Raw genomic sequence first — 17,601 nt, 5'->3', positions numbered from 1 at the left:
ACTAATACCCTAAGGACTGGTTCAGTTGTTTAAACATTGATTTTTGGCTTTTATTCCCACCTGTTTTTTGTAAGGCGGAGATAGATGCCAACTGGCTATGAAAATCCAAAAGGAATTTGATATAAAAATCTTTTTTGAAATCGTTTCTTTCCTGTTTGATATCATCATTACGAAGGGAAGAAAGTGGGAAACTATCGGTTCCATCCAGGCCAGAAAAACTAATCACCATATCGTTTAAGGAAGTGTCAAGAGGTGAGGTATCAGTTATTTTTGTTTTTGTTTTTTGTTCAATTTCGGTGTCTTCTGTGACTACTTGCACTTCTACTTTCGAAAGAACAGATCCATTGAATTCTAGGAGAATAGATTTTTCTTCCGAATGTTTGATTCGATTTTTGTTTTGTGGGTCTGGGTCCACTTTGTATTTTCGAATGCGTAACCCAGTTCTGTTGGGATAATTCCCAATAAAACTAATCGTTGTATTGGATGGAAGTGATGTGAGTTTTTCGTAAGACAACAACTCCCTAGCTTTAGCGATTTCTCGGTAAAGGCTAAGGATTTCCTTGTCTAAACGATTTTCTTTTTCAGAAATGTCAGACTCTGCAAAAAGGCTGACATTCAGTGAGAAAAAACTAAGGAGTAGTAGGAGCCGGTACTTCGGAAGGTGTTCCATCAGTTTCTACCGGAGCTTCTAAACTTGGTTCTACATCGGGAACCAACACTTCGTCTTTTTTTGCAAAAACAAAAGATAGGGCCAAAGAAAGAACGATGAATAGAATGGCTGCCACTCTTGTTGTTTTTGTCATTACATCAGCTGTGGATGCGCCAAAGACAGATTGGCTCGCTGTAGATCCGCCAAGCATTCCAGCGCTTCCGCCTTTTCCTGTTTGGATCATCACAAGTAGGATGAGAAAGAGTGAAAGTAGAATAAAAAGTGTGAGGATGGTTCCTGCAAAAAATCCCATAATGTTTCCTTATTTTAAAAGTCCTAAAAATGAATCTAATTTTTGACTGGCTCCTCCCACGAGGCCTCCGTCAATATTTGGTTTGGCGAGCAATTCTTTGATATTGTCCGGTTTTACGGAACCACCATAAAGAATTTGAATGTTCTCCGCGATTGTTGCCGCACCAACGAACAAATTTCCAATCTCTTTGCGAATAAAGGCATGTGCTTCTTCTGCTTCAACAGGAGTGGCTACCTTTCCCGTTCCAATCGCCCAAACCGGTTCATAAGCGATCACAAGTTTAGAGAAGAGATCACTTGTAATGTCTTTCAGACCTTTTTTAATTTGGTCTTCTAACACAGAGAAGGTGTTTCCTTTTTCTCTTTCCGCCCAGGTTTCTCCGACACAATAGACTACACGGAGACCAGCTTTCAAAAAGTATAATATCTTCTGATTGTCAAACTCGGAAGTTTCTCCAAGGAATTGACGTCTTTCGGAGTGACCCACAAGAACCGTCTGGATTCCGATTTCCTCCAGTTGGGTAGGGGAAATTTCTCCCGTCATCGCAGTGAGTCCTGATTGGTAAGCGTTCTGTGCACCTACAATCAGTTTGGATCCTTTGGTTAGGGAAGATACAGTTTCCAAATGCAAAGCACTTGGGAAAACCATAACTTCGTAGGAAGAGGAGTTAGTTGCGGAAACCAAACCTTTGGTGATGGCTGAAGCTTCCGCCAAGGTTAAATTCATTTTCCAGTTTCCCGCAATGATCTTCTTTCTCATCTTATTTTCCTTCCTTAGGGAGTAAACATTCCACACCAGGGAGTGTGCGTCCTTCTAAAAATTCTAGGGAAGCACCACCACCAGTGGAAATATGAGTGATTTTGTCTGCCACACCCGCTTTGTTCACGGCAGCGATGGAATCACCTCCGCCGACAACGGTTTTTGCTTTGGATTTACTAATGGCTTTGGCAATCTCAATGGTTCCTTTTGAGAATTTGTCCATCTCAAACACACCCATCGGCCCATTCCAAAGAATGGTTTTGGCTTCTTTAATCGCTTTGATGTAATTATCTACGGTTTTTGGGCCAATGTCCATCCCCATCCAACCATCCAAGATTCCCATTTTATCCACAGACTTGGTTTTGGCATTGGGATCAAAATTATCGGCAATGATATGGTCCACGGGAATTTGGAGGTCTACCCCTTGGATTCCGGCTCTGTCAATCAGTTGGAAGGCTTGGGATTCAAAGTCTGGTTCCACAAGGGACTTACCTACGGGAACCGCTCTGGATTTGAGGAAGGTATAAGCCATCCCCCCACCGATGAGTAGGTGGTCTACCTTCTCGAGAAGGTTCTTTAAAATTGCAAATTTGGAACTGACTTTGGATCCACCCACAATCGCCACAAAAGGACGTTCTGGTTTGGCAAGAAGGCCACTTAAGACTTCAATTTCTTTACGCATCAGAAGTCCTGCAAACGCAGGGAGCAGGTGGGCCACACCTTCTGTGGAGGCATGCGCACGGTGTGCGGTTCCAAAAGCATCGTTGACATAGACATCAGCTAACTTGGCCAGTTCCTTACAGAAACCGGCCTCATTTTCCTCTTCTTCCTTATGGAAACGAAGGTTTTCTAAAAGTAGGATTTCACCTTCCCCAAGTTCATTCGACATTTTGACCACGTTTGCACCAATCACAGAGTCAGAAAAACTGACTTTGGTTTTGACGAGTGTAGAAAGAACATCAAACACAGGTTTCATGGAGTACTTTGCCTCAGGTCCACCTTTCGGGCGACCTAAGTGACTTCCCAGAATGATCTTTGCCCCTTTGGAAATGAGTAATTCCAAAGTAGGGAGGGTTTTTTCGATCCGAGTTTTGTCCGTGGCTTTTCCGTTTTCCACAGGGACATTGAAGTCCACACGAACAAAGACTCGTTTTCCTTTTAGATTTTGTTCTTCAAGAAGAGGTAATTTCATCTTAGCCTTTTTTTGCCATGTAACGTACGAGATCTAACACTCGGTTAGAGTATCCCATTTCATTGTCATACCAAGAAACAAGTTTGAAAAAAGTGGAGCTAAGTTCAATACAAGCATCGGCATCAAAGATAGAAGAACGAATGTCTCCAAGGAAGTCGTTGGAAACTACCATATCTTCTGTGTAACCAAGGATTCCTTTCATGGAACCTTCACTTGCTTCTTTCATTTTCTTTTTGATTTCTGCGAGGCTAGTTGGTTTTTCAGTGCGAACCGTTAAGTCCACAACGGAAACATCCGGTGTTGGAACTCGGAAGCTCATACCAGTGAGTTTTCCGTTCACTTCAGGGATACAAAGTCCTACTGCTTTGGCAGCACCAGTTGATGCAGGGATGATGTTTTGAGCGGCACCACGTCCACCACGGAAGTCTTTTTTAGAAGGTCCGTCAACAGTCGGTTGGGTTGCTGTCATCGCGTGGATGGTAGTCATGAGTCCTTCTACGATTCCAAAGTTGTCAAGAACCACTTTTGTGATCGGAGCCAGGCAGTTTGTAGTACAAGATGCATTCGAGACAACATTGTCTTTTCCGGCATCATACTTCTCGTGGTTTACTCCCATTACAAAAGTAGGGATGTCTTTGTCCTTTGCAGGAGCAGAGATGACCACTTTTTTGGCACCAGCTTTGATGTGTTTTTCTGCACCCACTCGGTCAGTGAAAAGACCTGTGGATTCGATCACAAAGTCCACTCCAAGTTCTTTCCATGGGAGTTTTTCTGGGTCTCTTTCAGAGAAGGTTTTTACTTTTTTGCCATCGATAATGATTTCGTTGTCTGTGTGAGAAACTTCACCGTCGAATCGACCGTGAGTAGAGTCATATTTGAAAAGATAAGAAAGATTGTCTGGTGTTACAAGGTCGTTGATTGCGACAAATTCTAAATTGGGATCTTTGATTCCGGATCGAAGTACAAGTCGTCCAATGCGACCAAAACCATTGATTGCGATTTTTACCATGAGTTTCTCCTAAAAGGCTCGTATCGAGAGATGAAACGATTTTTTAATTACAGAATTTCGAATTCGGGGTCTCTGTCACTCATTTTAAGGGCAGAAGGTGCGGATATGCCATAAGAAATTCCCTTTTTCCTTGGGTTTTCCGCTTGCATCCAAACAAATTCAATCTTTGCAGGTAGGACATGCACACTAGGAAAGCAGCGGTCCCGTATGCAAACGAAGGTCTCCTAAAGCCACTCCCCGGATAAGCCAAAGGGACAAACCTGGTTTTTTAGTTTTTTCCTTTTTTGGATTTAGTTCCCTTTTTTTGACCTAACTTTTGTTTGTTTTTATCAAACAACCCGATTAGGAGTTTGTCTCCACTGTTGTCAGCTTCCAAAAAACGAATACCCGCAAATTTTGCTTCCGAATCAAGAGAAGCGTCACCTTCTTGGAAAAAATACGATTCGGCACCGATCTTCAATTGAAACCCACTACGATAATACTTTAAACAATGTTCGCCGAAAGACAAGTTGGTAAAGTCCTTCTGCAATCGAATGGGCACTAACTCTTCTTTTTGAATTCGAAATACCAGACAACCACGTTTGGGAGCATTTGCATTTTCCTCTGTTTCCAAAACTTGCCAGTCATAGTTTAAGATCATATAATCACCTTGGAAAAGAGACCTTGGATCACTTAGAACTAAGGGTAAAAAAAAAAGCCTTCCTGTTTTCCGAATTTTTTCTTTTTCCCATACGGAGTATGTAAAAAATCCAGTAAAAACCAAAAAGTTCAGGAAGAGTAAAACAAACCATTTGTGTCTCATCTTGTTTTTCCCAAAGGTGAAAATCTTAAAAATAGATAAGCCACAAAAAATAAAAAAGAAGAGCTTATCATCAGTTTTGCTTTTTCCAAGAGAGTGGTTTCTAAATCATAATAGAATCCAAAATAGAAGAGAAGAAAGCTAACCCAAGCCAGATAAAATAAAAAGGAATGCCCTCTTGCAAATCCCAAAAGGAAAAGAAAAGAGGAGGTGATGATCCCTGGTGTTTGGATCGTTGGGAAAAAAATCAAAGTGTAGAAAATAAAAAACAGTAAAACGGAAAAATTGCTAATTTTAGGAACAAGTTCTTTGTATAATAAATAACTTCCCGCTAACAATAAAACGACGGACTGGGATTTGGAAACCCAAGAGATTTCTTTTAGTTCTGGGAAAAATGAAAAACCCACCAATAAAAGCAAAGAAATGCCGAGTGAGTGGGGAAGATGACGGAAGGGTTCCTGTGTTTTTTTTGGAAGACTAAAATAAAACAACAAACACAAACAAACGGTGGTAAGGAGAGGAAAAAAATAGAGTAATTTATATTCTAAAAGTAAAACACTGGCAAAAACAAAGAAAAGGATTGGGGAAAGAAATCTTTGGATGGGATTGGATACAAAGAAAAAGAAAATCAGTTGAAAACCGAGAATCAACCAAAGAAAAGAAGTATCTTTTGGCTGAAAGGTTTTCTGTACTCCAAAAAGAAATAAACAAAATCCTTGGTTTAAAAAAGAAAATAAAACTGGGCCTAGTGTTTCTCGTTTCGAATTGTTAAAAACAAAAGAGATAACAGAAACAAAAATCATCAGAAACAAACCTAAATACAGATCAACTTCGTAATTATTTAATAATCCAATTACAAGTAAACAAAGTAGAAAAAAACCGCCGGCAAGAAGGGAGCCTAAAAAACTCAAAATCTCTATGTAAAAGTATGATTTCATGAGATTCTCTCTTCCGTAGCATTTGTCCTTCGCAAATGTTTTAGGTGAGACACAGCCCAAACGGTATAAATGGTGATCAAAAGTGCAAAGAGCAAAAAATTTACCGCAGAACCATAAGCCCAAATTCCAAATATATCTGCAGTTTTCAAAAGGACTTGGCCTAACCCAAAGAGTAAAATCAAACTTAAGTTTAAATGACGAAATCGAAACCACCGGTAATAAACATAAAGAAAACCATAAAAAAGTAGAGGGAATAAAATCTGAAAAAATCCATAAGTTAAGGTGGTCGTGAATTCGGAATGAATTCTAAATAAGTTCCAATGGATTAAATTCAAAAAACCAAGTGCAAAAAAGATTCCTAAAGCTGATAAAAAGGATTTTGTTTTTTCCGAATAAAACTCTGTGTTTTGCCAATCAAGTATGGTGCATAGAAAGCCAAAAAAAACTGCTGCGGAAGCGAATAGAAAGTGATTTTCTTTTTCTGTTGTGACTTGAATTGAATACAAGTATACAGTTGATGATATTAGGACCATCCAGAATCCGGCAACCACACCGGACCGAGAAATCGGTACCAAGAGAAAGGTAAAGACCGTCCAACCCAAAAAAAGATCATAAACATCGGCCCCTGTTTGGTAAATTTGTCCAAACACAAGTAAGGCGGAGCCTGTTAGAAAAAATAGAATGGTGAGCCCAATTTCGAAAAGAAATTCTTTTTTACGGATAAAAAAGGAAATAAGATAAAATACAAAGTTGAGAAAATAAATGATTCCTAGTTTTGTGAAGCGATCTAGTAGGTTCCAGTTGAATGCAACTATGAAAAAGATTCCAGAAAGTAGAAGGGCAGACCCAATGATGAGTAGAGAGGATTCAATAAAATGAATCCAACCTTTTAAATCCTTTTTACCATAAGGTAGCAATGACATGACTTTCTTGGATGACACCTAAAGTTCGAGAATCCACTCCGAGTTCTCTGTTGTCAGCAAGAAGGAAAAAGGATTTTTCTGGAACCGTCACTTTTGGCATATCATCCGATTCTGTTTTACCAGGAGGGATCATCGGAATATCGTTTGATGAAGATTCTGGAAAACTTGCCGGATCGAGAAGAGTGCCATTGCGAAATACCATTCGCTTTTGGACATAGATCGTATCTCCTGGTTTGCCAACGATCCTTGCGATAAGAACCGAGTCCGGGTCAAGAGGCGAATGGACAAGAACCACATCCCCAATCCCCAATTGTTTGGCACGAAACCATCGATTAAAATAAGCAGTGGAACCTTTTTTTAATGTAGGTTCCATAAACTGGTTTGGAATGTGGACAGGAGTGATTACATAGTATTTGAAGACAACTGCAGCGACGAGGCCTACAACAAGAGGGATGGCAAATGCAAGTAGTCTTGTTTTGAAAGGAACTTTGTTTTTGGATTTAGACATGGAAATAGTTGATCTCTCTTCTGAGGCTTTCGGATAGTTGGTTCATGGTTTGAGAACTAGATTTGGTTCCTTCACTCGACATCGCTGTGGTTTGTGCATGGTTATTGATTTCTGCCATTGATCGGGAAATTTCAAGCATGGCCATTTTTTGTTCATCAGTGGCTTCTTTGATCATTTCCGAAAGTTCACGAATTTGTGTGACACCTTCGTTGACTTCTTCGTTGGTTTCAATTTGTTTTCTGACTACAGAACGAATTTCTTTTGTCATTTGATTGATTGAGTTTACCCCAGATATGGTTTCACTTAAAATCACAATGGACTGGTCGATTTTTTCCTGACCTTGTTTGATCTCACCTTCATTCTGTTTGATGAGCTCTTCGATATCATCAATGGACTTTGCAGTTTTGTCTGCGAGTTTGGAAATTTCATCGGCAACCACAGCAAATCCTCGACCACTCACTCCGGCTCTCGCTGCTTCAATGGCTGCGTTTAACGCGAGTAAGTTGATTTGTTCCGAGATATTATGAATGATTTCAACGACGTTTGTCATTTCCGAGGAAGATTGATAAATTTTGTCCATTGAAAGTTTCATTTCTCCCAAGGACTTTTCTCCTAGCTTGGCGTCGTTTGTGATTTCTTCCACTCGCACATCAGCAACTTGGAATTTTTTGTCAATTTCCGATACAGCATGATTGAGCTCTGTCATTTTTTTCATAAGAGAAACTAAGGTAAAAGATTGAGTTTCAGTTCTTTGTGCTACACTTTCAATCCCCGCTGTAATTTCCTCAACTGAAGCAGAAATTTCTTCGCTACTTGCTGCTTGGTTTTGAGCTGCATCCGATAAAGACAACATTGATTCGTAAATATCGGAACTTGTGTTTGTGAGTTCGTTGGAAACGGTTTGGGTTTGGTTTACGATTTGGCGTAGTTTGGTTTGGAAGTCAAACATCGCATTTGCCATACTTCCTATTTCATCGCGACTTGCGTCATAAAAATCGGATTGTAAATTCCCCTTTACCATTTCTGCAATTCTAACTCTAATTCTTTCTAAAGGTTTGAGTTTGGATTCAATTACAATGACAGTGATAAATCCAATCAGGAGTAGAACGATAATCGAAATCCCGAGTGTTGTGAATAAACTTGTGAGAGTTTTTTCATATAGTTCGGCATTTTCAAAAATGCAGTAGATGATATAATTAAACTCTGGATTTTTTACATAAAAAATCCGTTTGAGAGTTCCGTCTTCAGAGGAATCTATAAAACCAAGAGCATCTTCTTTTTGAAAAGGTGTATCGAAAACTAACTTTGATTTTGCGTTGTTTCCGATTTCTTTTTTATTTGTATAATATACGATGGTTCCATCTCCATCAAAAAAACCAACCTTTCCTGAAGTTCCAATTTTAATATTACCTAAAATAAAACTAGAGAGTTTTCCAATGTTTAAAAATCCCCCAACATAACCTAAAAATTGATCATTTTGGTAAACGGGAAGGGTATAAGGAGAAACGATGTCACCAGAAATTTTTGAACGAATGCTTGTATGTCTGAGTGGACCTTGTTTTGCTAAGTCCACATCCTCAATAAAAAATATGCTACCAGTTTTAGAACGATCGTATTCATTTGTTGAAACAAAAATTCCTTCGTCAGGTTTGTAAAAGAAGAGGGCTTCCACTGCATGGTTTGTACTTTTTAATTGGATTTCGTTTAGAACCGAACGAATCCCTTGTAAATCTTTACGAACAATTTTGTCTTTCAGTTTGTTTTCTGCAAATATAGAAAGAGTCAGCCTATCCCGAAAGTCAACAAGGGTCACACGCATGAGTGTTTCTGAATCCATCACAGATTGTTCCATACTGGTATGTACCAAGTCTAATTCTTGTTTAAAATTCATCCGGTAATTGATGATAAACAAAACAAGGATAGCCGCAAGAAAAGAGAGGACAGTTTGGAAACCTAAATTCCGGGAAAGTTTTCTTGTATTGATGCTTTTGTGGTGGTCTAGCCGAATCGAAAGTAGAATTCCTTTGGTATTGAATTTGTTTTCGACATGGTCAATAAAAATAGATTGGAAGATGACTGTGAAAGCTAAGGTCAGACAAAGGCCAATTCCCATTTCACTCATGAGGACAAAGTTTTTGGAATGTTGGTAAAAGTATAAAGATCCAAGGACAAATAAATATCCAATCGCATAGCGAATGATGACATCGATCATGGCCACTTGGGCCAAATGATCCAACCAAAAATAGGCCTTAATTTGATCTCGTTTGGTACATTCTGGTTTTCCTATTCGACTTATGGAAGCAAACCGGATCCAATAGAAAGTGATACCGAAAATAATGATAAAAAAGACAGAAATAGATGTCGAAATTAGAATAATTTGAAATTCTTCTCCCGACCATTCAGTAAAAAAGTAAATATAAGCAAGGAGAGTGGGGAAGCCGATTCCGTAATTAAAACCTTCTAGACCAAAAATTATAAATTTGATCAATTTACGCATATCCATACCCTAGGGATACAAATTGTCTAAGAATTGTAAACGTAAAATTCCCGTATAAAACGATAATGAAAGACCAACTCATTCTAAAAACCATCCAAGAAAAGATTAAAAATTTAGGAAGCCAACCTGGATGTTACCTCTGGAAAAATGAGGAAGGAATTGTGATTTATGTTGGAAAAGCTCTCAAATTACAATCGAGGGTTCGCTCTTATTTAAATCCAAACCAGAAAGATCGCAAAACGCGGGCACTTTACGTTGAGTTGTTTGACCTGGATTGGATTGCTACAAGTACAGAAAAGGAAGCCTTGCTTCTTGAAGCCACACTTATCAAAAAGTACAATCCAAAGTTTAATGTTAGGTTAAAAGACGATAAAAAATATCCCTTCCTTTGTGTTTCCACAAGTGAAGACTTTCCCATGGTTTTTTTGACAAGAAATGTAAAAGACAATGGGGATCGCTACTTTGGGCCGTTTACAGATGTAAAAGCAGCTCGTGACACTTTAGAATTAATTCATCGAATTTTTCCCATTCGCAAAACCAAACTCAAACTTCCACTCGCAAAACCGCAGAGGCCTTGTCTGAATTTTCATATGGGTCGTTGTCTCGGGCCTTGCCAAGGAAATGTTACAAAAGAAACCTATGGAGAATTGGTAGATGAGATTTTAAGTTTTTTAGAAGGAAAAAAAGAGCGATTGGTTGCTGGGCTCAAATCTTCGATGGTCAAAGCTTCCGAACGAATGGAATATGAGAGAGCCGGGTATTTAAAAGCAAGGATCGAAAAAATCAACCAAGTCCGTGAAAAACAAACTGTTGTCAGTATGGATGGTGGAGATGAAGACATACTCGGAATTAGCAAACGAGAGGATGAAGGCCAAGTTGTGATTTTAGAAGTAAGAGGGGGAAGGTTAGAAGGGAAAAAATCTTTTCCGATCACTGGACTTTCCTTCTCCGATGATGAAGAAGTTTTTACTTCTTTTCTTCGGGATTATTATTTGAATGTCACTGTCCTTCCAAGTACTTTATTTTTACCTCCTTCTGCTAAAGGGAATTACGATGTTTTTGTGGAAGCTATCACCGAAAAATTTGGAACTTCAATCAAACTGAAATTTCCAGAAATGGGACCTAAAAAATCACTGCTCCGTTTGGCGGAAAAAAATGCGGACCTTAGTTTGACCGAACGCATTCTTGCAACAAAACTTCGTGACCAGTCGGTTGCAATGAAAGAACTCCAAGAAAAACTGAACCTTCCTGTTCTACCGAGAACCATTGAATGTTATGATATCTCACACTTCCAAGGTTCTTCCCCTGTTGCAAGTGGTGTCATGTTTGTCGACGGGAAGCCGTATAAGGCGGGTTACAGGCATTATAAAATGCGTGGGTATGAAGGAATCAATGATCCGGGAATGATCCATGAAGTGATAGCAAGAAGACTCAGCCATTTAGTGAATGAAGAAGAACCGCTTCCCGATCTGATAGTGATCGATGGAGGACTGACTCAATTGTCTCGTGCTGCTGAAGCTGCGAATGCATTAGAACTTGGTCATATACCGATGGTGGGTCTTGCCAAAAAGAGAGAAGAGATTTATTTTCCCGGAGAAAAATATCCATATAGTTTTGATATCCATTCTCCCATGATGCGTCTTCTACGGAATTTGCGAGACGAAGCTCACCGATTCGGAGTTACCTTCCAACGCGTTCAAAGAAAGAAAAAAGCATTAAAAACAATTTTAGATGATATGGAAGACATTGGAGCAAGTCGCAGAAAAAGTATTCTTTCTTATTTTCAATCCAAAAAGAAAGTTACGGATGCCACAAAAGAGGAATTACAAAAAGTCCCTGGGATTGGACCTGTGCTTGCGGAAAAAATTTATCTTGGAATTCAAAAACTAAAAAAAATCGAACCATAACTTCTTTTTTCCCACCCAAAGGCCTCGAGGTGGGAGATGCAAAAACAAATCACGATCCTTCTTCTTTTTCTCCTCTGTTCATGTCAGAATCAAGAAGAGATCCCCTTTTTTTTGTTTGGTAATCAGTTTGACCAATCTCCTTACTTTGAATTTCAATACGGAAATTTAGAAGAAGAGGGGAATGTCCTTGTAGATACAAACCAAGTTCTTTATGAATCGGGTCTTCTTTGTATTTATTCCTTACCTGTATCCCTGTATAGACGAGAGTTAGGTGGGAAGTTTCGGATCTGTTGGAAAACTGATGAATCCATTTTTGAAAAATGGAAACTTGGATTTTCTATTTTAGAGGAAGAAAAAAGCGAATATACTTCCTGGTTGGATAAGGGGAAGGGATGGACAGCCACACTCAAAGAATATGGAAATTGGAAAAAAGAATCCGACAAGTTGGGATTTCTTTTGGATTGGGATTCTCAGATTTGGTCTAATGGATTTGTCACCTACCAAACATTTGGTTTACCTCATCCACTTTTTTTACAGAGGACTTTGGACCAATGTGAGGTCTTGTTTTTTTCACACCAACTCAAAGGAAGTCTGAATAAACAACTCGTTTTGTCTTTCGAACTTCCTTGCCCGGACACTGGTGCAATTACCGAAAGAATTCAGGTCCAAAATGAAGAATGGTTTTCTGAATGTGAACCGGGGGAACCTGTGGTTTCGGAATTGTTTCGGCATTCGGAATCCAGTTTTCAAAGGTTTCTAGAATGGGAAAATCCAAAAGAGACCTTTCTTTGTCCCCGTTCGGAATCTTTGGATTGGGTAAAAGATGGCTCTCAAACTTCTTTTCAATCGGAGGATTTTTCGAAACGAACCAAGTTGATCCTTCCGAAAGGGGTTCTCCTTTTCTCTGATGAACCAAAATTCCATGGAATTTTCCTTCCCAAAGAATATGGATCAAATTTAGGAACAAATACAAAGGTTCGGTGGGGAAATTCAGAATTTCTCGATTCAGAATTTAATTTTCGCCAAGGGGATGAATTTTTTTCAAACGAGTTTCATCCAGTATCCTGTCGTGATCAATTTCAGTTTTGGACTTCACCAGATCAATTTTGTGGAAACCCTGGGTTACCAAATCAATTCGAAATCAAACAGAAAGAAGGTGTTGTCCCTGGTTGTATTGCAGATCAGATTCAAATTACCGAATTCTATCCCGGAAACCAATTTGATTCCCAATTTCCATTCCCTAGTTTTTTTGAATTTCAAAACAAAGGAGAAAGTTGTGATGTTTCTTCTCTCAACTGGATCTACAATGGTTCCATATATCCTTTGTCAGCTGATGAATGGGTGGTTCATTCCAATTCTTATTTTATCATTTCTAAAAAACTTTGGTTTGGTTGGGATCTAAAAGCAAAAGAAAAACCTTTTTCGATTCCAAAAGTTGTTTTCCAGATTCCTAAATTTTTCTGGGAAGAAAGAAAGAGCCAAATAAAAAACGAATTCCAACCTAGTCCCAGTTTGTTTCATTTACTTCGTTTTAAACAACAAAATCGATTTTCGATCGTAATTGAATCAGGAAAGGAATTTCCCCATCCCAAGGAAGGTTCTTCATCGGAATTTTTGGAGTATGGTTTCCAATTTAGTCCAGGAAAACCTAACAAAAATTCTGCGAGTTTTGTTCCTAGTGATTTATTGGAGTATGGGCCAAACCAATCTCCTTTTTTAGATTTTGGATTCCAAAGTCGTGTAGAAGGACTTGTTCAATTGGAAAGAGAAAACGGAAATCAATTTCTCTTTTGGAAACCGGCAGGAAAAACCATCCTAACCTTAGGGACAGAGCCTTCAGTTTGTAATGGGGATTTGTTTTACCAATTACCGGATGATTTTTTTACGAGTACCCTTTCATCATTACGGTATTTGGGGAACCAAAATGGTACCCCAACATTTTTTTCTTGGAATCCAAAGTTTGCGAAAGAGAAAACTTTAGGGGGAACTAGGTCCCTCCATCCAGAACCAAATCCAATCGTATTTTCTAATTCTCTCGTTACATCGACTCTTTGTTCTGGGGATTGGCGTAGCCCCGGTTTGGCCAAAGAACGTAGTTTAGAAATTGAAAGATTCAACTCTCCAGGGTTATACCTAACGAACATTCCTTTAAGTAACCAAACGAATGTTTTGTTAGGAAACGGGAACGCGAAAATTCCAATTTCCTATACTTCACTTGGGAACAATCATTATCAGCTGGATTTAAGTGTTTTCTCTACCTTTTCTTCAGAAGAACAAGTTTATTCTTTCTGGTCTGATCCATCCTTACTCAAACCAAAAAGTTTTTTGGAACAAAAGGGTCCCATTCAAATTGAGGCAATTTTTCCTAACCCAAAAGAATCACAAAACGAATGGATCTATGTTTGCAACCGATCGGAGGCGTCAGAAGATTTAAGTTTGTATTTGATTGAAGATGAAGTAAGTGTGGATGAACTTATTTCTTACCAATCTCGTTTTCCAAATTCCTCTCCATTGGGAAAAAATGGACAAAGATTCCAGACAAATCGTACGATTCTTGATCCGAGTGTTTGTGCCTGGATTGTTGATCCTGACGGCAAAGATTGGTTTTTACCCATTTTTCATTCCGAATCAGATTTACTCCTCACAGTTAGAACTACACAAACCATTGGAAATGGAATTTCTTCAGGAGAATCCATCCAGTTACGAAAAAAACAAGGACAGAATTCCATCCTAATTTCTTCTTTTGGGCAAAAAGAAAGTTATTCATCATTTCACCTTTTAGTCAACACCGGAGAATTTCTTTGGCTCAAATCTGGTGTTCAAGGAATGTCTCCTCTTGATTATGAAACTTTTCGTGAGGAATTTTGAACTCGTTTCAAAAGTATTTTCTATTCAGCTTCTTATTGTTATGTAAGATGAGCTCCATCCATGCTGTAGGAGTCGAAGTTGGAATTTTAGGATATGAATTGTTTTTTAAAGAAAAAACCCAAACAAACCAATTTCAATCTCCTGTTTGGGATTTACAAATCCATCAAATGGGAAAAGAATTTCAAAATTCGTCTTATTTGAATAGAATTTCCGGCGAATCGATGTTTGTTGGCTTGAAAGACAAAAATAAAAAAGAAAATGTTGTCTGGGATTTAAATATTCAATTAACATCAGGAAAAGAAACAGGCCTTCGGCCTTTTTACTTAGGAAAAAATCATTATATCGCTTACGAAACATCCAAGTTTCTTTTTGGTGTTGGCCGTCGCGAACATTTATTCCGTCCCAAAAGTTTTGGATCAAGTTATGATGGTGGGGATGGGATCTTTTTGGAATTTCATCCACAGCAAAATCTTACCCTTCAGTTTTTTCTTTGGGACCATTATTCTGGGGTCCTATTACTTGAGAAAGACCGGTTCCTGTCTCTATTACAAATTTCTTCGGAAGATTTGAATTCCTATAGTGAACTTCGTAACTATGACCAGAGAACAATTGTGAACCATCACAGGAGGCACTCGTTTGGTCTTATTTACGGAGAGTATCTTTCCCTTCGTTTGGGCATTCAGTATGTGGAACTGGGAAGTTGGGGAAAACATGTTAAAGATCATACAAAGGAAACAAAAGCATCCGGGGCCGATGGGGATTCTCTCCTCAATGGAAATGTTGGTTTTCGATTTGATGCAGAGATTTGGGAGGTCCAATTTGATTTTTTATGGGCAAAGGGAAACGACAGAACCAATTCAAAAGTAGCCGCCCAATCAAGTTCGATTCCGATTGCAGGAGAAGCAATCCAGTTGGGATCAGAATTTCGTTTTGGAAGTTTTTTAATCCGCAGTTCGCATTTTATTTCTGATCGAGAAGAGAGGAATCAAAAGAACCAAATCATCCGCGACGGTTATGTATCGACTGGTTCCCATCCAACGCAAACACCTTATCTTTCACAAATTTTTCGTATTTTTCCATCTGCAGCCTTAACAGAAAGGGGATATGAAAAAAACTACGCACTTAAGGAAGGTCGGTCCTTCGGATATCTAAGTGAACTTGTTTTGCAATTCACCTATCATCAGTTTGTTCTAAAAATCATCGGATCTTATTTTTTACCTTACCAAGTCACAAGACCAAGTGATGGAAGAATCAGTTTTCAAAAAAGAGACTTTGAAGTATTTTATATCGGAGAAGGTTTACTCGAGTTTTCTGTAAAAGAAGATTCTTCTTTTGAATTGGGAATTGGTGTATCTCAATTGTTTGTTCCAGATTCCTTGGCCCTCAAATCAAATTTTGGTTATGTTTTTGGGAGGTTGGAAATATGAAACAAATCTGTATTGTCACTTTGATATTCTCTTTTGGATTATTGCTCTTTTGCCAGAAACCAAAAGAGAAGATTGATTTAACTTCTCTTTTGGATGGTAACCTTCCTGTAACAGAATTATATTTTTCGTATCCAGGTCGCGATGTTACGGATGAAAAAAAAAGAATTGTAAAAGATGTTTTAATTGCCGAGATCAGAAAGGCAAAAGTTTCCATTCGAGCGTATCTATATTCCATCGATGATTACGAAATTCTGACAGAACTTTATTTGAAACAAAGGGCTGGTGTTCGTATCGAATTGTTTGGTGATAAAGAAGAAGATTATTCCGAATTGGAATCACTTGGACTGGGAATCCAAAGATGGTCAGGCTCGGGGATTCACCACACCAAAATTTGGATCTTTGACCAAAACCGATTTTTTTCAGGAACTGGGAACTTCACAACTCATGGCCTTGCCACAGACAATAATGTTTTTTGGACGCAGAACATTTCTCAAAAAGAATGGGAGGAGATCACAACAACGTTAGATGGAAAAAATCCAAATGGATCTTTTCAAATTGGGCCTCTCGTTTATTGGACTTCACCGGAAGCCGGCCTTGAAATTCAGCAAGAGTTACTTGAAGCAGTGGATTCGGCGAAACATTCTATCAAATATTTGATTTATTCTCATTATGATCCTTTACTTAGTTTGAAACTTCTTGAGGCAAACAAACGAGGAGTTCGGATTGAAGCTGTTTATAACGCACCTATGTCCACAAATCCAGAAGGCATTTACTTAAGTCAAAATTTAGAGTATCCTTCTCAAATTTGGGAAGATGGAAATCTTGATTTTGTTTTTAAAAATGATCGTTATCTGGGAGGTTTGTTGCACCACAAAACAATGATCATTGATGACCAAATTGTTTATACAGGTTCTTATAATTATTCTGTTTCAGCGAGAGATAAAAATAAGGAAAAATTTCTAAGGTTTGACCACCCTTTGATCGCAAAGGAATTTCTAATGGAATGGAAGCGGATTATATGGATGGCAAATCCCATTTCCTCTAGTTTCGCTGGTGGAACAAATTTAAGTAACAACGGAGAAATTCGGATGTTTTCAATTTATCAATTTCAAAATTCTCTTTTTCAAACCAATCTTCTATTCAATGCAGATGGAATCTTTGATTCTAATTCCAATGCACTTTCAAGTGCATACAAACAAACGTTTGGTTTCACTGGAATCAATCGATCCAAAGAAGGAGAGCGGTTCCTTTTTCATTCTAGAATGATAGATCCAATTTGGGAAGAAAGTGAAGGATCAAATTTACAATTGTTATTCCAAAACTATTTTTTAGGCACAAAACTAAATCTCTCCAATGGAGAAAGGATCCATTCTATTTCGCTTTGGGACGGATCCCACCCAAAAGAATTTTATTTGTTGGATGCAAATTCAACTATTTTAGGCCAAACTGATTTTTGGAAGGGTAGAAACTTATGGATTTGGGTGCATACAGAAAAAAGGACTCTTTCTTTTTGTCACACAAAAGAGAAAATGAAACCACCTGAGTGGATGGTATTTCTTAAAAACCGGTTGGATGTAAAAGGAAAACATTCACCATTATGTTCAAATGACTAATCATTCCATTTTATCTTCTATGACTGGGACAAGGATCTTTGCAATTTCATCTTGGAGTTTCATGTAGTTGTTGATTCCCAAATGAGTGATTTGTTTGTTCACATCGTTTAACATCGTTTGTATGAGCAAGATAAGAGTGTGTTTTTTATCTGCTGGAATTTTGGAATCATGGATTAAATCTGACATGGCTTGTCCAGTA

Annotated in this window: 15 protein-coding genes; 4 read left to right on the top strand and 11 right to left on the bottom strand. The window is 38.4% G+C overall.

Features of this window, described 5'->3' with window-relative positions; genetic code table 11:
• Position 1: 1 nt before the first annotated feature.
• The 10 genes from EHR01_RS06055 to EHR01_RS06010 all read right to left on the bottom strand — a co-directional run bounded on the left by EHR01_RS06055 (position 2) and on the right by EHR01_RS06010 (position 9,587).
• A complete protein-coding gene (locus tag EHR01_RS06055) occupies positions 2-670 on the bottom strand; it encodes an LIC_12096 family protein (protein WP_135693762.1) in 669 nt (222 codons plus the stop codon).
• Positions 630-962, bottom strand: coding sequence for a preprotein translocase subunit SecG (secG, locus tag EHR01_RS06050; protein ID WP_002974121.1), 333 nt, complete (start codon positions 960-962; stop codon positions 630-632). Before secG ends, EHR01_RS06055 begins: the two co-directional genes overlap by 41 nt.
• Positions 963-971: 9 nt before the next feature.
• Positions 972-1,721: a triose-phosphate isomerase gene (gene tpiA / locus EHR01_RS06045; protein ID WP_135693761.1), complete on the bottom strand. Its 750-nt coding sequence runs from the start codon at positions 1,719-1,721 to the stop codon at positions 972-974.
• Between the two features lies 1 nt (position 1,722).
• Positions 1,723-2,913 carry a phosphoglycerate kinase gene (locus EHR01_RS06040; RefSeq protein ID WP_135693760.1) on the bottom strand — a complete coding sequence of 397 codons (1,191 nt, stop codon included), beginning with the start codon at positions 2,911-2,913 and terminating at the stop codon, positions 1,723-1,725.
• Position 2,914: 1 nt separating this feature from the next.
• A complete protein-coding gene (gap, locus tag EHR01_RS06035) occupies positions 2,915-3,922 on the bottom strand; it encodes a type I glyceraldehyde-3-phosphate dehydrogenase (protein WP_135693759.1) in 1,008 nt (335 codons plus the stop codon).
• A gap of 268 nt (positions 3,923-4,190) precedes the next feature.
• A complete protein-coding gene (locus tag EHR01_RS06030; RefSeq protein WP_135693758.1) occupies positions 4,191-4,724 on the bottom strand; it encodes a GDYXXLXY domain-containing protein in 534 nt (177 codons plus the stop codon).
• The gene (locus EHR01_RS06025) at positions 4,721-5,659 is read right to left on the bottom strand and encodes a DUF4401 domain-containing protein (protein ID WP_135693757.1); all 939 of its coding nucleotides are present in this window, start codon (positions 5,657-5,659) and stop codon (positions 4,721-4,723) included. Before EHR01_RS06025 ends, EHR01_RS06030 begins: the two co-directional genes overlap by 4 nt.
• Positions 5,656-6,582, bottom strand: a complete 927-nt coding sequence (locus tag EHR01_RS06020) for a DUF2157 domain-containing protein (protein ID WP_244309984.1) — start codon at positions 6,580-6,582, stop codon at positions 5,656-5,658. Before EHR01_RS06020 ends, EHR01_RS06025 begins: the two co-directional genes overlap by 4 nt.
• Positions 6,560-7,090 (bottom strand): signal peptidase I, encoded by a 531-nt coding sequence (gene lepB, locus EHR01_RS06015; RefSeq protein WP_135693756.1) that lies wholly within the window; start codon positions 7,088-7,090, stop codon positions 6,560-6,562. Before lepB ends, EHR01_RS06020 begins: the two co-directional genes overlap by 23 nt.
• Positions 7,083-9,587, bottom strand: a complete 2,505-nt coding sequence (locus tag EHR01_RS06010) for a methyl-accepting chemotaxis protein (RefSeq protein ID WP_135693755.1) — start codon at positions 9,585-9,587, stop codon at positions 7,083-7,085. The genes lepB and EHR01_RS06010 overlap by 8 nt, the downstream gene beginning before the upstream one ends.
• A gap of 65 nt (positions 9,588-9,652) precedes the next feature.
• Between EHR01_RS06010 and uvrC the strand changes: the two genes are divergently transcribed.
• Genes uvrC through EHR01_RS05990 form a run of 4 tightly spaced genes read left to right on the top strand, consistent with a single transcriptional unit; the run spans position 9,653 to position 17,402 of the window.
• Complete coding sequence (gene uvrC, locus EHR01_RS06005) at positions 9,653-11,494, top strand: excinuclease ABC subunit UvrC (RefSeq protein ID WP_135693754.1); 1,842 nt, start codon at positions 9,653-9,655, stop codon at positions 11,492-11,494.
• A 36-nt stretch (positions 11,495-11,530) separates the two neighbouring features.
• Positions 11,531-14,362, top strand: coding sequence for an LIC11755 family lipoprotein (locus tag EHR01_RS06000; RefSeq protein WP_135693753.1), 2,832 nt, complete (start codon positions 11,531-11,533; stop codon positions 14,360-14,362).
• The gene (locus tag EHR01_RS05995) at positions 14,359-15,789 is read left to right on the top strand and encodes an LA_2168 family protein (protein ID WP_135693752.1); all 1,431 of its coding nucleotides are present in this window, start codon (positions 14,359-14,361) and stop codon (positions 15,787-15,789) included. The genes EHR01_RS06000 and EHR01_RS05995 overlap by 4 nt, the downstream gene beginning before the upstream one ends.
• Positions 15,786-17,402 carry a phospholipase D-like domain-containing protein gene (locus tag EHR01_RS05990; protein WP_135693751.1) on the top strand — a complete coding sequence of 539 codons (1,617 nt, stop codon included), beginning with the start codon at positions 15,786-15,788 and terminating at the stop codon, positions 17,400-17,402. Before EHR01_RS05995 ends, EHR01_RS05990 begins: the two co-directional genes overlap by 4 nt.
• Here the strand turns inward: EHR01_RS05990 and EHR01_RS05985 are convergent, their stop codons facing one another.
• Positions 17,403-17,588 carry a hypothetical protein gene (locus EHR01_RS05985; RefSeq protein WP_004783670.1) on the bottom strand — a complete coding sequence of 62 codons (186 nt, stop codon included), beginning with the start codon at positions 17,586-17,588 and terminating at the stop codon, positions 17,403-17,405.
• Between the last annotated feature and the right edge of the window lie 13 nt (positions 17,589-17,601).

Origin of the sequence: Leptospira mtsangambouensis, assembly GCF_004770475.1 — a bacterium.
Taxonomy (GTDB): Bacteria; Spirochaetota; Leptospiria; order Leptospirales; family Leptospiraceae; genus Leptospira_A; species Leptospira_A mtsangambouensis.
This window is presented reverse-complemented; position numbering and strand designations above follow the sequence as displayed.